The sequence below is a fragment of the Pseudomonas sp. PB101 genome (assembly GCF_009764265.1).
Classification (GTDB): Bacteria; Pseudomonadota; Gammaproteobacteria; order Pseudomonadales; family Pseudomonadaceae; genus Aquipseudomonas.
This window is the reverse complement of record NZ_RWIR01000004.1, coordinates 84,381-98,025: the sequence shown is the minus strand read 5'-3', so window position 1 is coordinate 98,025 and position 13,645 is coordinate 84,381. Positions and strand designations below refer to the sequence as shown.

14 protein-coding genes are annotated in these 13,645 nt (G+C 61.4%); 11 read left to right on the top strand and 3 right to left on the bottom strand.

Annotated elements, in window-relative coordinates; translation table 11 throughout:
* Window positions 1-231: 231 nt before the first annotated feature.
* From EI969_RS00855 to EI969_RS00815, 9 genes are all read left to right on the top strand, one after another.
* Complete coding sequence (locus EI969_RS00855) at window positions 232-1,542, top strand: sugar ABC transporter substrate-binding protein (RefSeq protein WP_160385526.1); 1,311 nt, start codon at window positions 232-234, stop codon at window positions 1,540-1,542.
* A 167-nt stretch (window positions 1,543-1,709) separates the two neighbouring features.
* A complete protein-coding gene (locus EI969_RS00850) occupies window positions 1,710-2,636 on the top strand; it encodes a carbohydrate ABC transporter permease (RefSeq protein ID WP_160385525.1) in 927 nt (308 codons plus the stop codon).
* An 8-nt stretch (window positions 2,637-2,644) separates the two neighbouring features.
* Complete coding sequence (locus EI969_RS00845; protein ID WP_160385524.1) at window positions 2,645-3,475, top strand: carbohydrate ABC transporter permease; 831 nt, start codon at window positions 2,645-2,647, stop codon at window positions 3,473-3,475.
* Window positions 3,476-3,618: 143 nt separating this feature from the next.
* Entirely contained in the window at window positions 3,619-4,722 is a 1,104-nt protein-coding gene (locus tag EI969_RS00840; RefSeq protein ID WP_160385523.1) for an ABC transporter ATP-binding protein, read from the top strand.
* A gap of 16 nt (window positions 4,723-4,738) precedes the next feature.
* Window positions 4,739-6,211: a mannitol dehydrogenase family protein gene (locus tag EI969_RS00835; protein WP_160385522.1), complete on the top strand. Its 1,473-nt coding sequence runs from the start codon at window positions 4,739-4,741 to the stop codon at window positions 6,209-6,211.
* 154 nt (window positions 6,212-6,365) lie between these two features.
* Window positions 6,366-7,871 (top strand): xylulokinase, encoded by a 1,506-nt coding sequence (gene xylB / locus EI969_RS00830; protein WP_160385521.1) that lies wholly within the window; start codon window positions 6,366-6,368, stop codon window positions 7,869-7,871.
* A 6-nt stretch (window positions 7,872-7,877) separates the two neighbouring features.
* Window positions 7,878-8,822, top strand: a complete 945-nt coding sequence (locus tag EI969_RS00825; protein WP_160385520.1) for a carbohydrate kinase — start codon at window positions 7,878-7,880, stop codon at window positions 8,820-8,822.
* Between the two features lie 218 nt (window positions 8,823-9,040).
* Window positions 9,041-9,307: a DUF2790 domain-containing protein gene (locus EI969_RS00820; protein ID WP_160385519.1), complete on the top strand. Its 267-nt coding sequence runs from the start codon at window positions 9,041-9,043 to the stop codon at window positions 9,305-9,307.
* Window positions 9,308-9,398: 91 nt separating this feature from the next.
* Entirely contained in the window at window positions 9,399-9,794 is a 396-nt protein-coding gene (locus EI969_RS00815) for a hypothetical protein (protein ID WP_160385518.1), read from the top strand.
* Here EI969_RS00815 and EI969_RS00810 read toward each other — a convergent pair.
* Window positions 9,791-10,057, bottom strand: a complete 267-nt coding sequence (locus tag EI969_RS00810; protein WP_160385517.1) for a DUF1652 domain-containing protein — start codon at window positions 10,055-10,057, stop codon at window positions 9,791-9,793. The two genes, EI969_RS00815 and EI969_RS00810, sit on opposite strands and share 4 nt — an antisense overlap.
* Window positions 10,058-10,332: 275 nt before the next feature.
* Here EI969_RS00810 and eco point away from each other — a divergent pair, with 275 nt between their 5' ends.
* A complete protein-coding gene (gene eco / locus EI969_RS00805; RefSeq protein WP_160385516.1) occupies window positions 10,333-10,815 on the top strand; it encodes a serine protease inhibitor ecotin in 483 nt (160 codons plus the stop codon).
* A gap of 28 nt (window positions 10,816-10,843) precedes the next feature.
* Here the strand turns inward: eco and ilvA are convergent, their stop codons facing one another.
* Entirely contained in the window at window positions 10,844-11,857 is a 1,014-nt protein-coding gene (ilvA, locus tag EI969_RS00800; protein ID WP_160385515.1) for a threonine ammonia-lyase, biosynthetic, read from the bottom strand.
* 247 nt (window positions 11,858-12,104) lie between these two features.
* On the opposite strand from ilvA, the gene EI969_RS00795 reads away from it, so the two are divergent.
* Window positions 12,105-12,440, top strand: a complete 336-nt coding sequence (locus EI969_RS00795; protein ID WP_160385514.1) for a DUF2834 domain-containing protein — start codon at window positions 12,105-12,107, stop codon at window positions 12,438-12,440.
* 7 nt (window positions 12,441-12,447) lie between these two features.
* Here EI969_RS00795 and EI969_RS00790 read toward each other — a convergent pair whose 3' ends face one another.
* Window positions 12,448-13,599 carry a PQQ-dependent sugar dehydrogenase gene (locus EI969_RS00790; protein ID WP_160385513.1) on the bottom strand — a complete coding sequence of 384 codons (1,152 nt, stop codon included), beginning with the start codon at window positions 13,597-13,599 and terminating at the stop codon, window positions 12,448-12,450.
* Window positions 13,600-13,645: the final 46 nt, after the last annotated feature.

The following is a 13,645-nucleotide window of genomic DNA, read 5'->3' as shown; positions in this document are numbered from 1 at the left end:
GATAACCCCTGAAACCTGTACGTATTCAATACCACCTTCTCGCTGAAAAGCCCTTCCTTGCGTCAACCCCCCAAAAGTTCAGTGCAAAAAAGTATCGAAACAAGTGCGATGGATGATTTGTCTCGCCCTCGATTGAAGGATGTAATCAGCGCACATTCTTCCCGCCCCAGGAAGACACAAAAACAATAACTGTCCTTCTGTAACCCACCGGGTGCAGAAAAGGAGTGCACGATGCAACCTTCGGTAAAAGCCCTGCTTGCCCTCACCTGCATGACCCTCAGCAGCGTCAGCCTTGGCGCCCAGACCCTGACCATCGCCACCGTCAACAACAGCGACATGATCCGCATGCAAAAGCTCTCGAAAACCTTCGAGGCCGAGCATCCGGACATCAAGCTAAATTGGGTGGTGCTTGAAGAAAACGTCCTGCGCCAGCGCCTGACCACCGACATCGCCACCCAGGGCGGGCAGTTCGATGTACTGACCATCGGCATGTACGAAGCCGCACTCTGGGGCGCCAAGGGCTGGCTGGAGCCGATGAAGGATCTGCCGGCCAGCTATGCCCTCGACGACGTGTTCCCGTCGGTGCGTGAGGGCCTGTCGGTGAAGGGTTCGTTGTATGCCCTGCCGTTCTACGCCGAAAGCTCGATCACCTATTACCGCACCGACCTGTTCAAGGACGCCGGCCTGACCATGCCCGAGCGCCCGACCTGGACGCAGATCAGCGAATTCGCCGGCAAACTCACCAACAAGGACAAGGAGCAGTACGGCATCTGCCTGCGCGGCAAGGCCGGCTGGGGCGAGAACATGGCGCTGGTCACTACCGTCGCCAACGCTTTTGGCGCGCGCTGGTTCGATGAAAAGTGGCAGCCGGAATTCAACGGTCCCGAGTGGAAAAATGCGCTGGATTTCTACGTCGACACCATGAAGAAATCCGGCCCGCCGGGGGCGTCGAGCAACGGTTTCAACGAAAACCTGGCGCTGTTCAACAGCGGCAAATGCGCGATCTGGGTCGATGCCAGCGTCGCCGGTTCGTTCGTTACCGACAAGACCCAGAGCAAGGTTGCCGATCACGTCGGTTTCACCTATGCGCCGCATCAGGTCACCGACAAGGGCTCGGCCTGGCTGTACTCCTGGGCGCTGGCCATTCCGACCAGCTCCAAGGCCAAGGACGCGGCGAAAACCTTCAGTGCCTGGGCCACCTCCAAGGAATACGGGGCACTGGTCGCAGAAAAGGACGGCATCGCCAACGTGCCGCCGGGCACCCGTGCCTCGACCTACAGCGAGGCGTACCTGAGCGCGGCGCCGTTCGCCAAAGTGACACTGGAATCGCTCAAGGCCGCGGACCCGAGCCAGCCAGGAGCGAGGCCGGTGCCGTACATCGGTATTCAACTGGTGACCATTCCCGAGTTCCAGGGCATTGGCACCCAGGTCGGCAAAGCGTTTTCCGCGGCGCTGATCGGCCAGACCACCGTCGACCAGGCGTTGGCGGCGGCCCAGCAAACCACTGAACGCGAAATGAAGCGCGCGGGTTATCCCAAGTAACCCAGACCCCTGTAGGAGCCGGCTTGCCGGCGATGAGGCAGTCACATTCAACATGGATGTTGGCTGCTCAATCGCCATCGCGGGCAAGCCCGCTCCCACAGGGACCGCGTCGATACCGGGATTGATTTCTGTCCTGAACATGTATCTGTACCCATCGGTTTAACGCCATGAATACCTCAATTGCCAAAGCTCACGTGGAAACCCCTCAACCCCAGCGCAAAAGCCGCGTGGCCAACCCCGGCTGGTTCCTGGTCAGCCCTTCGGTAGCGCTGCTGCTGTTGTGGATGATCGTGCCGCTGGGCATGACCCTCTACTTCTCGATGATCCGCTACAACCTGCTCAATCCGGGTGAAAACGAATTTGTCGGGCTGGAGAACTTCACCTACTTCCTGACGGACTCCGGCTTCCTGCCCGGCGCCACCAACACCCTGTTGCTGGTGGGCAGCGTGCTGCTGATCAGTGTGGTGTTCGGCGTGCTGATCAGTGCCTTGCTGGAGGCCAGTGAGTTTCTCGGTCGGGGACTCGTGCGGGTCATGCTGATCTCGCCGTTTTTCATCATGCCCACCGTCGGCGCGTTGATCTGGAAAAACCTGATTTTCCACCCGGTGTCGGGGATTCTCGCCTACGTCTGGAAGTTGTTCGGCGCGCAACCGGTGGACTGGCTGGCGCACTACCCGCTGCTGTCGATCATCATCATTGTCTCGTGGCAATGGCTGCCCTTCGCGATCCTGATCCTGATGACCGCCATGCAGTCCCTCGACCAGGAACAGAAAGAAGCCGCGCGCCTGGATGGTGCCGGGCCCGTGGCGATTTTCTGGCACCTGACCCTGCCACACCTGGCGCGGCCGATTGCGGTGGTGGTGATGATCGAAACGATCTTCCTGCTCTCGGTGTTCGCCGAAATCTTCACCACCACCAACGGCGGCCCCGGCTACGCCTCGACCAACCTCGCCTACCTGATCTACAACCAGGCGCTGGTGCAGTTCGACGTCGGCATGGCCTCGGCGGGCGGCTTGATCGCCGTGGTCATCGCCAACATCGCGGCGATCATTCTGGTGCGAATGATCGGCAAAAACCTGACCGACAAAGCCTGAGGCCTGCCATGACTCTTCAACAATCCCGTCGTTTGCAAAGCCTGCTGCTCGGCACGCTGGCCTGGGCCATCGCGATCGTGATTTTCTTCCCGATCCTGTGGATGCTGCTGACCAGCTTCAAGACCGAAATCGATGCCTTCGCCACGCCGCCACAGTTCATCTTCATGCCGACGCTGGAAAACTACCTGCACATCAACGAACGCAGCGATTACTTCAGTTTCGCCTGGAACTCGGTGGTGATTTCCTTCAGCGCCACGGCCCTGTGCCTGCTGATCGCGATACCGGCGGCCTACTCCATGGCGTTCTACGAAACCCAGCGCACCAAAGGCACGCTGCTGTGGATGCTCTCGACCAAGATGCTGCCGCCGGTGGGTGTGCTGATGCCGGTCTACCTGCTGGCCAAGAGCTTCGGCCTGCTCGACACGCGGATTGCGCTGATCGTGATCTACACGCTGATCAACCTGCCGATCGTGGTCTGGATGATTTACACCTACTTCAAGGACATCCCCAGGGACATCCTCGAAGCCGCGCGCCTGGACGGCGCCACACTGACGCAGGAAATGCTGCGGGTGTTGCTGCCGATCGCCAAGGGTGGCCTGGCGTCCACGGTGCTGTTGTCGCTGATCCTGTGCTGGAACGAGGCGTTCTGGTCGCTGAACCTGACCTCGTCGAAAGCCGCCCCGCTGACCGCGTTGATCGCTTCGTACTCAAGCCCCGAAGGGCTGTTCTGGGCCAAGTTGTCGGCGGTCTCGACCCTGGCCTGCGCGCCGATCCTGATCTTTGGCTGGATCAGCCAGAAACAGCTGGTGCGCGGCCTGTCGTTCGGCGCCGTGAAATGAAAATACGAGCTCCCCTGTAGGAGCTGGCTTGCCAGCGATGACGGCCCTGAGAGCAATACAACATTTGATGGCCTCATCGCCAGCAAGCCGGCTCCTACAGAAAGACGGGTTCAACCTGAAAAATTAAGCGGAGGCCCACCACCATGGCCAACCTGAAAATCAAGAATCTGCAAAAAGGCTTCGAAGGTTTTTCCATCATCAAGGGCATCGACCTTGAAGTGAACGACAAGGAGTTCGTGGTCTTCGTCGGCCCGTCGGGCTGCGGCAAATCCACGCTGCTGCGGCTGATCGCCGGGCTGGAAGAGGTCAGCGGCGGCACCATCGAGCTCGATGGCCGCGACATCACCGAAGTGAGCCCGGCCAAGCGCGACCTGGCGATGGTGTTCCAGACCTACGCCCTGTACCCGCACATGAGCGTGCGCAAGAACATGTCGTTTGCCCTCGACCTTTCGGGCGTGGCAAAAGCCGAGGTTGAGAAAAAAGTCAGTGAAGCCGCGCGTATCCTCGAACTGGGGCCGATGCTGGAACGCAAGCCCAAGCAACTCTCCGGCGGCCAGCGCCAGCGCGTGGCGATTGGTCGGGCCATCGTGCGCAACCCGAAGATCTTCCTGTTCGACGAACCGCTGTCCAACCTCGATGCCGCCCTGCGGGTGCAGATGCGCCTGGAACTGTTGCGTCTGCACAAAGACCTGCAGGCGACCATGATCTACGTGACCCACGACCAGGTCGAAGCCATGACCATGGCCGACAAAGTGGTGGTGCTCAACGGCGGCAGGATCGAGCAAGTCGGCTCGCCGCTGGATCTCTATCACCAGCCGGCCAACCTGTTCGTCGCCGGTTTCCTCGGCACACCGAAAATGGGCCTGCTCAAGGGCAAGGTCAGCCGTGTAGACGGCCAGGGCTGTGAAGTGCAGCTGGATGCCGGCACCCGCATCACCCTGCCGCTGAGCGGTGCCAGCCTGAACGTCGGCGGCGCGGTGACACTGGGCATCCGCCCGGAACACCTGGAGCTGGCCAAACCCGGCGACTGCACCTTGCAGGTCACCGCCGATGTCAGCGAACGCCTGGGCAGCGATACCTTTTGCCACGTTCGGACGACCTCCGGTGAAGCACTGACCCTGCGCGTGCGCGGCGATCTGGCCAGCCGCTACGGCGAAACCCTGAGCCTGCACCTGGACGCGCAACACTGCCATTTGTTCGATGCCGACGGCGTGGCGCTGAGCCGCCCGCTGCGCGTTGCTGCCTGATTTGCGAGAGCCTGCGATGAAACTCAACCAGCACAACCTCAACCGCCTCGCCCCTGAAGTGGTCCTGCCCGCCTATGCGCTGGGCGATACCCGCCAGGGCATCGCGCACATCGGCGTCGGCGGCTTCCATCGCGCCCACCAGGCGTTTTACACCGATGCGCTGATGAACACCGGAGAAGGCCTGGACTGGGCCATCTGTGGCGTCGGCCTGCGCGCCGAGGACCGTCGTGCCCGAGACGATCTCAAGGATCAGGACTACCTGTTCACGTTGTTCGAACTCGGCGACAGCGACGACACCGAAGTACGAGTGATCGGCGCCGTGCGCGACATGCTGCTGGCAGAAGACGGCGCCCAGGCGTTGATCGACAAACTGGCCAGCCCCGAGATCCGCATCGTCTCACTGACCATCACCGAAGGCGGTTACTGCATCGACGACAGCAGCGGTGAATTCATGGCGCACCTGCCGCCGATCCAGCATGACCTGGCGAACCCGGACGACCCGAAAACAGTGTTCGGTTTCCTCTGTGCCGCGCTGGCCAAACGTCGCGCCGCCGGCACAGCGGCCTTCACGCTGATGTCCTGCGATAACCTGCCGCACAATGGCGCCGTCACCCGCAAGGCCCTGCTGGCCTTCGCCGCCTTGCACGACAGCGGACTGCGCGACTGGATCGCCGCCAACGTCAGTTTTCCCAACGCCATGGTCGACCGCATCACGCCAATGACCAGCACCCGGCATCGCCTGCAACTGGCGGACAAGCATGGTGTGGACGATGCCTGGCCGGTGGTCTGCGAGCCCTTCGTGCAATGGGTGCTGGAGGACAAATTCGTCGACGGGCGCCCGGCCTGGGAAAAGGTCGGCGTGCAGTTCACCGACGACGTCACGCCCTATGAAGAAATGAAGATCAAGCTGCTCAACGGCAGCCATCTGGCGCTGACTTACCTGGGATTCCTCAAGGGTTACCGGTTCGTCCACGAAACCATGAACGACCCGCTGTTCGTGCGCTACATGCGCGCCTACATGGACCTGGACGTGACCCCGCAACTGTCTGCGGTGCCGGGCATTGACCTGACCGAGTACAAGAACACCCTGGTGGCGCGTTTTTCCAACCAGGCGATTGCCGACCAATTGGAGCGGGTGTGTTCGGACGGTTCGTCGAAGTTTCCGAAATTCACCGTGCCGACCATCAACCGCTTGATCGCCGATGGCCGCGAGACCAGGCGCGCGGCGTTGGTGGTGGCGGCGTGGGCCTTGTACCTGAAGGGCGTGGATGAAAATGGCGACACGTACAGCATCCCCGATCCGCGCGCCGCGTTCTGCCAGGCGCTGGTGGCCGATGATGCGCTGATCACCCGGCGCTTGCTGGCGGTCGAGGAGATTTTTGGTACGGCGATACCCCGCTCGGCGGCGTTTGTCGCGGCGTTCGAGTGGTGCTGCAACAGTTTGCGTGAGGTGGGGGTGTCGCGGACTATGGAGCGGGTGTTGACCTGAGTCCTGGAGTGATACTGCAGCCGCCATCGCGGGCAAGCCCGCTCCCACAGGGGTTTTGTGTCCGCTGAAGACTCCTGTGGGAGCAGGCTTGCCCGCGATGGCGGCCTGACAGACACCAGGGATACTCAATCCAGACGTGTATCAAGGATCCTGCATGACAACCCGACAACTCTTCCTCGGCATCGACTGCGGCACCCAGGGCACCAAAGCCATCATCCTCGATGCGGCCAGCGGTGAAGTGCTCGGCCAGGGTGCGGCCACCCATACCCTGATCAGCGGCGCCCATGGCCGCCGCGAGCAGGACACCGCCCAGTGGCTCGAAGCCTTCGCCAGCGCCACTCGTCGTACGTTGCTCTCGGCCGGGGTCGATGGCCAGTCGATACTCGGCATTGGCGTCTCCGGCCAGCAGCATGGCCTGGTGCTGCTTGACGATCAGGGCAAGGTGCTACGCCCGGCCAAGCTCTGGTGCGACACCGAATCCACCGCGGAAAATGACCGCCTGCTGGCCCACCTGGGCGGCGAAAAGGCTTCGCTGGAGCGCCTCGGCGTGGTCATCGCGCCGGGCTACACCTTGTCCAAGCTGTTGTGGACCAAAGAACAGCATCCCGAAGTGTTCTCGCGGATCGCCCACATTTTGCTGCCCCACGACTATCTCAACCACTGGCTCACCGGGCGCAGTTGCAGCGAATACGGCGATGCCTCGGGCACCGGCTATTTCAATGTGCGTACGCGCCAGTGGGATGTGCAACTGTTGCGCGACATCGACCCGAGCGGGCGCCTGCAAGCCGCGCTACCGGAGCTGATCGAGGCTCACCAGGCAGTCGGCACGATTCTGCCGGGCATTGCCGCACAACTGGGCATCAACCCACGGGCACGGGTGTCCAGTGGCGGCGGCGACAACATGATGGGGGCCATCGGCACCGGCAACATCCAGCCCGGAGCCATCACCATGAGCCTCGGTTCGTCAGGCACGGTGTACGCCTATGCCGACCGGCCGAACGTCGCCGCAGATGCCGCCGTTGCCACGTTCTGCTCTTCCACCGGCGGCTGGCTGCCGTTGATCTGCACCATGAACCTGACCAATGCCACCGGACTGGTTCGCGACCTGCTGGACCTCGACATCGAACAGTTCAACACGCTCGTGGCCAACGCGCCGATCGGCGCTGAAGGTGTGTGCATGCTGCCCTTCTTCAACGGCGAGCGGGTGCCCGCCCTGCCCCATGCCAGCGGCAGTCTGTCGGGCCTGACCATGACCAACCTGACCCGGGCCAACCTGTGCCGCGCAGTGGTGGAAGGTACGACGTTCGGTTTGCGTTACGGACTGGACCTGCTACGCCACAATGGCTTACAAAGCCGCAGCATTTGCCTGATCGGCGGCGGTTCGAAAAGCGCGGTGTGGCGACAGATCGTCGCCGACACCATGAATACTCCGGTGATCTGCACCGAACAAGCCGAGGCCGCGGCCCTGGGTGCGGCGATTCAGGCGGCCTGGTGCGTATCCTCGGCAAACGGACACGCAGACAGTCTGGCGACTTTGTGCGAGCGCTGCGTGAAACTCGACCCGGCCAGCGAAACCCTGCCGGACGCCGACAATGTACAAGCCTGTCAGCAGGCGTATGAACGCTATCAACAGCATCTCGCAAGCCTATTTGAAGAGTGAACGACTATGTACCTGGTGTGTGGCGAAGCGCTGTTCGATTTTTTCAGTGAAAACGACGCCGGTGGCCTGGCGTCCAAAGTGAATTTCAAAGCCGTCGCCGGTGGCTCGCCGTTCAACGTGGCGGTGGGCTTGCGCCGGTTGGGCGTGGACGCGGCGCTGTTGGCCGGATTGTCCACCGACTATCTCGGACGGCGCCTGTTGCAGGTGCTGCAGGATGAAGGCGTGCGCGAGGACTTCCTGCTCGAATTCGCCGCGCCGACCACCCTGGCGATGGTCGCGGTCGGGGCCAATGGCTCGCCGCAGTACAGCTTCCGTGGCGAAGGCTGCGCGGACCGGCAATTGCAACCGCAACACCTGCCGACACTCGGCCCCGAGGTGCGCGGCCTGCATGTCGGCTCGTTTTCCCTGGTGGTGCAGCCGATCGCCGACACGCTATTGGCATTGGTGCGCCGGGAAAGCGGCAAGCGCCTGATCAGCCTCGATCCGAACGTGCGCCTGAACCCGCAGCCGGACATTGACCTGTGGCGTGAACGGATCGCGACGCTGTCAAAGCTGGCCGACCTGATCAAGGTCAGCGACGAGGACCTGCATCTGTTGTACCCGGGGCAGGATCCGGCGCAGGTGATCGAAGGCTGGTTACAGCATCGCTGTCAGCTGGTGTTCCTGACGCGCGGCGGCGAAGGCGCGAGCGTATTCAGCCGGGCTCACGGCTCGTGGTCGACGCCAGCCTGTGCGGTAACCATCGTCGACACCGTAGGCGCTGGCGATACCTTTCAGGCAGCGTTGATTGCCTGGCTGACCGAGCAGCAGCTGGATTCGGTGGAAGGTGTGAAGCAACTGGGTCGCGAACAGATCGACCGCATGCTCAAGTTCGCGGTGCAGGCGGCGGCGTTGACGTGCGGCAAGACCGGCCCGGATTTGCCTTATCGGCGGCAGTTGGCGTTGCACTGACTGCTCGCGATGACTTTCCATCAGGCGCCCGATGGTCTTAACTGATACCCGTGACCGCGCATTCGCGACAGACGGCGCTCAGCCGGGTTAACCCTCGCTTAACCGTGCGGTCCAACACTTCACTGGACCGCACGCCCTCAGACTGTTCTGACGCCCAGTGCGGCAGGTTCGACAAGCCACACATCGAACTGACTATCCGTCCGCACCGGAGATCGCTGATGAACACTCGTACCCTGCTGGTTACCGCCGCCCTCGCCTGCACCGCATTTGCCGGCCTGGCTCAGGCCAATGACACCACCACCTCCCAGGCCGTGCCTTATCACTACGGAATGCCGTTGCATGTCAGCAAAGTGATTTCACTGACCGAGCCCGACACTCTGGAGTGCAAAGTGGTCAAGGCCGACATGAAGTACATCGACGACACGGGAAAACCCGCAGAAATCACCTACCGTAAACTTTCCGACGCCTGCGAGAACCAGGGCTGAGCGAAACGTCTGATTTGCTTGCTGGCGGTATGCCTTTGAGGGTTACGGCGCTATGCTCTGGCGCCTCCCTCACTGCCCGCAAGGATTCGCCATGCAGTTGCCGTTTCGCACGCTGTCGACATTTACCGCCGCTTTATGTCTTTTGCTGAGTCTGGTCTGGGGCCTTGCACCCCAGTGGTTACTGACACTCTGGGATATGGAGTTCTCATTCGCGGCGGGATTGATCGCACGACGCACCGCTGTGCTGTTTGCAGCGTTGAGCGTGATATTTTTTCTGGTTCGCCATGAACCGCCATCAGCTACCCGAAATGCATTGAGCCATGGCTTCGTGGTCGGCTGCTGGGGGCTGGCGGCGCTGGGTTTCGGCGAATGGCTCAATGGCCATGCCGGGCCGGGCATTTTGCTGGCTGTCGGGGTTGAACTGGCGCTGGGCCTGGCGTTTTTCCAGGCCCGGCGCGTGTCTGTCGAGCAAAAAGCCGCTGGCTAGAGCGCCTTGCCCAGCATCGAGTGCGGTTCGACCTCTACGTGTTGCTGCCTGGAACGCAGTTGGGCAATCAACTCGTTTATTTCCCGACAACCATTGAGCCCGGAGGCATCGATGCCGGTCACCAACAGATCGAGGTGATCGGTCTGCCCGTCGGCATAGACCTTGACGGTCATCGACAGATCCGGCGACAGCGTGCACTGGCAGCGTTTGGGGAGAAAACTGCTTTCGATGATGTTGCGAATTTCCAGGGCAGAAAGAAACATGGCGACCCTCTCCTTTGTGAGACTGCCAATGATGGGCAATGCTCGCTCATGTGAAATCGCGGCGAGCTTCAAGGACAGCTACAGCATAAAACATGCCCTGGATTTCGCTGTGCAGCTCATCGGTAAATCAAGGGTTTAGGTAAATCATCTGTAAACCCTGTGTTGCAGTTTGCAATAAACGTCCCGCGTGATCCTGCAATTTGCACGCTCGGCGGTTTGCATTCATTGCACACGACGGTGAAAATGCCGCCCTTCACTTCAAGCAAGGAGGCAACATGAACTCATTGACCATCAAGTCCAGCGCAACGCTGCTCGCACTGGGGCTGGCTGGCGTGGCCCACGCCGCCAAACTCGAAGACACCGCTCCCTATCCGAAAGCCGAAAGCGGGTTTACCCGCCAGGTGATTCACCTCGCGCCACAGGCCCGGGAAGACGACTTCCAGGTCGAGATCCTGGCCGGCAAAACGATGACCGCAGACTGTAATCGCCCCCGTCTGGGCGGCATTCTCGAGGAGAAGAACCTCGAGGGTTGGGGCTACCCCTTCTATCGCCTGGAAAAAGTCATCGGCCCGATGAGCACGCTGATGGCTTGCCCGCCCGGCACAAGCAAACAGGATTTTGTCCCGGTGGTCGGTGACGGTTTCCTGCTGCGTTACAACAGCAAGCTGCCGCTCGTGCTGTACGTGCCCAAGGACATCGAAGTGCGCTACCGCATCTGGTCGGCGTCGAACAAGGTCGAGAAAGCCGTTCAGGAATAACCCGGCATCCCTCGCCACGGGACAAGCGTCAAGCCGGGGCGCCACTCAACGCGGCGCGCTCGGCCACATGCCCCAGGCTGTCGAAATTGATATTGGCTCCCGAATCGATGGCGATCAGGGTCTGACCACGAGCCCCGCTGCGAGCCACATGCTTCTTGATGCCGGCCACCGCCAGCGCGCCGGAAGGTTCGGTGATCGAGCGGGTATCGTCGTAGATGTTCTTGATCGCGGCGCAAAGCTCATCGTTGCTGACCGTCAGCACCTCATCGACGCAAAACCGGCAAACCTCGAAGCCATAAGCGCCGATCTGCGCCACCGCCACGCCGTCGGCGAAGGTGCCAACGCTGGGCAGTACCACCCGTTCGCTGGCTTGCATCGCCGCTTGCAGACACGCGGAATGTTCCGACTCGACACCAATGATGCGCACCTGCGGTTGCAAGTATTTGACGTAGGCGGCGATACCCGCGATCAGCCCCCCGCCTCCCACCGGCACGAAGATCGCGTCCAGCGGACCTTGGTGCTGGCGCAGGATTTCCATGGCTACCGTGCCTTGGCCCGCGATCACCTCCGGATCGTCGAAGGGCGAAACAAAGGTGCGACCGGTCTCCCGGGCCAGGTCCAGTGCATAGGCCAGTGCAAACGGAAAGCTCTCGCCGTACAGCACCGCATCGGCACCGCGACTGCGCACCCCGACGACCTTCAATTGCGGTGTCGTGCACGGCATCACGATGGTGGCATCGATCCCCAACTCCCGCGCCGCCAGGGCCACGCCCTGGGCATGATTACCGGCAGAGGCCGTTACCACGCCGCGAGCCTTTTGCGCGTCGCTCAGTTGCACCAGCTTGTTGTAGGCGCCGCGGATCTTGAAGGAGAAGGTCGGCTGCAAGTCTTCGCGCTTGAGCAGGACCTGATTGCCCAAGGCTTCAGACAGGGCCGGCGCCGCTTGCAACGGCGTGCGCACCGCCAGTTCGTACACCGGCGCGGCAAGGATCTCTTTTACGTAGCGTCCCAGCAGGGCTTGCTGATCGGTGGTAAAGCTCATGGTCGTCTCCTGACATTGATCGAAGCCCGGGAGACAGAAAATGAAAACCCGCCTCTAGGGCGGGTTGGGTGCTGCAGTCGTGAGCTAGCCCGCCAAATGAGGAATGGCGGTAATAATGCTTGGCTGGCAACGCGATACAGTGAAAGTCATGGCTCGAACTTAGCCGGACGCTGATGGCAAGTCAATGGCAAATTTGTGGTCGTCACTATAGGCTGCCGGTTCCAGTCATTGCCCAAGGAAGGAACACATGAAGGCCATCGCCCTGCCCCTTATCGCCCTGATCGCGTTTGCCGGATACACCGTTTCGGTAATGCTCCAGGCCGAACAATCACTGATCGATTTCGGCATCAGCCTGATGTCACGACCCGATACTGCACAGGTTGTGATTGATCTTTACCTGCTGGCGACGCTGGCGGGCATCTGGATGTACCGCGATGCCAGAAAGCGTGGGCAATCGGCGCTTTCGGTGGTGCCCTATCTCCTGATTACCGCTGTGTTTGTGTCGATGGGGCCATTGATGTATCTGGTGGTACGCGGGATTCAGGATCGCAAGAGATTCGCTGGCGCCACTCGGCAGAACTGACCCGGGCCTATTTCAACCCGACCCTGTACAACCCGCCGTTCTCCTCATCGGTCAACACATACAGATAACCATCGGGCCCTTGGCGCACATCGCGAATGCGCTTTTTAAAATCGCCGAGCAAGCGCTCTTCGTGCACCACCTTGTCGCCATCGAACTCCAGGCGGATCAGTTCCTCGCTGACCAACGCGCCGATGAACACATTGCGCTGCCAGGCCTTGAATCGATCGGCATCGTAGAACGCCATGCCACTCAGGCCCGGGGACTTTTCCCAGACATGGTTCGGGGCAACGGTACCTTCGGCGGTATCTCCCCGGGCTTCGGGAATCGGTTGACCGGAGTAGTTGATGCCATGGGTCGCCAGCGGCCAGCCGTAGTTCTTGCCGCGTTCGATGATGTTGATTTCATCGCCGCCCAGGGGGCCGTGTTCGTTTTCCCACAGCGTGCCGTTCCACGGGTTGAGCGCCGCGCCTTGCGGATTACGCTGCCCGTAGGACCAGATTTCCGGGCGCACGTTGGCCTGGCCGACAAAGGGATTGTCCTTGGGCACCGTGCCGTCCGGGTAGATCCGCACCACTTTGCCTTGCAGCTTGTCGAGGTCCTGGGCGGTCGGGCGGTCATTGTTTTCGCCCAGGGTCACGAACAGATAGCCGTCGCGATCGAACACCAGGCGCGAGCCGAAATGGTTGCCGACCGAGAGTTTCGGTTCCTGGCGCAGGATCACCCGGAAATCCTTGAGCGCCGTCATGTCGTCGGAGAGCCGGCCGCGGCCCACCGCCGTGCCCGCCTTGTTATCCTCGCCGCCACCTTCGGCATAGGACAGATAGACCATACGGTCCTGCTTGAAATCCGGCGACAACGCGACGTCCAGCAAACCACCCTGCCCCTTGGCCCAGACCGCGGGCACGCCATTGAGCGGTGCCGACAACTTGCCGTCGGCGCTGACCAGCCGCAGGTTGCCGGGCCGTTCGGTCACCAGCATGTTTTTACCGTCCGGCAGGAACGCCAGTGCCCAGGGATGCTCCAGCCCGGTCACGACCGGGGTCACCTCAAGGGTGCCCTCTTCGCTTTTCATCGTCTGGGTGGACGCGGCAAGCGCAGGAACAGTGGCGCTGATCAATGCGCCGGCACAGAGGGTTGCCAATAAGTGTTTGCGCAACATGCAGGATTCCTTTTCTGATGATCTGAAGTTTGGTGGGGGTCGGTAA

Bases quoted from the DNA above. Each gene is read 5' to 3' on its own strand.
- EI969_RS00855 (WP_160385526.1), top strand. From the start codon at position 232: ATGCAACCTTCGGTAAAAGCCCTGCTTGCCCTCACCTGCATGACCCTC.
- EI969_RS00850 (WP_160385525.1), top strand. From the start codon at position 1,710: ATGAATACCTCAATTGCCAAAGCTCACGTGGAAACCCCTCAACCCCAG.
- EI969_RS00845 (WP_160385524.1), top strand. From the start codon at position 2,645: ATGACTCTTCAACAATCCCGTCGTTTGCAAAGCCTGCTGCTCGGCACG.
- EI969_RS00840 (WP_160385523.1), top strand. From the start codon at position 3,619: ATGGCCAACCTGAAAATCAAGAATCTGCAAAAAGGCTTCGAAGGTTTT.
- EI969_RS00835 (WP_160385522.1), top strand. From the start codon at position 4,739: ATGAAACTCAACCAGCACAACCTCAACCGCCTCGCCCCTGAAGTGGTC.
- xylB (WP_160385521.1), top strand. From the start codon at position 6,366: ATGACAACCCGACAACTCTTCCTCGGCATCGACTGCGGCACCCAGGGC.
- EI969_RS00825 (WP_160385520.1), top strand. From the start codon at position 7,878: ATGTACCTGGTGTGTGGCGAAGCGCTGTTCGATTTTTTCAGTGAAAAC.
- EI969_RS00820 (WP_160385519.1), top strand. From the start codon at position 9,041: ATGAACACTCGTACCCTGCTGGTTACCGCCGCCCTCGCCTGCACCGCA.
- EI969_RS00815 (WP_160385518.1), top strand. From the start codon at position 9,399: ATGCAGTTGCCGTTTCGCACGCTGTCGACATTTACCGCCGCTTTATGT.
- EI969_RS00810 (WP_160385517.1), bottom strand. From the start codon at position 10,057: ATGTTTCTTTCTGCCCTGGAAATTCGCAACATCATCGAAAGCAGTTTT.
- eco (WP_160385516.1), top strand. From the start codon at position 10,333: ATGAACTCATTGACCATCAAGTCCAGCGCAACGCTGCTCGCACTGGGG.
- ilvA (WP_160385515.1), bottom strand. From the start codon at position 11,857: ATGAGCTTTACCACCGATCAGCAAGCCCTGCTGGGACGCTACGTAAAA.
- EI969_RS00795 (WP_160385514.1), top strand. From the start codon at position 12,105: ATGAAGGCCATCGCCCTGCCCCTTATCGCCCTGATCGCGTTTGCCGGA.
- EI969_RS00790 (WP_160385513.1), bottom strand. From the start codon at position 13,599: ATGTTGCGCAAACACTTATTGGCAACCCTCTGTGCCGGCGCATTGATC.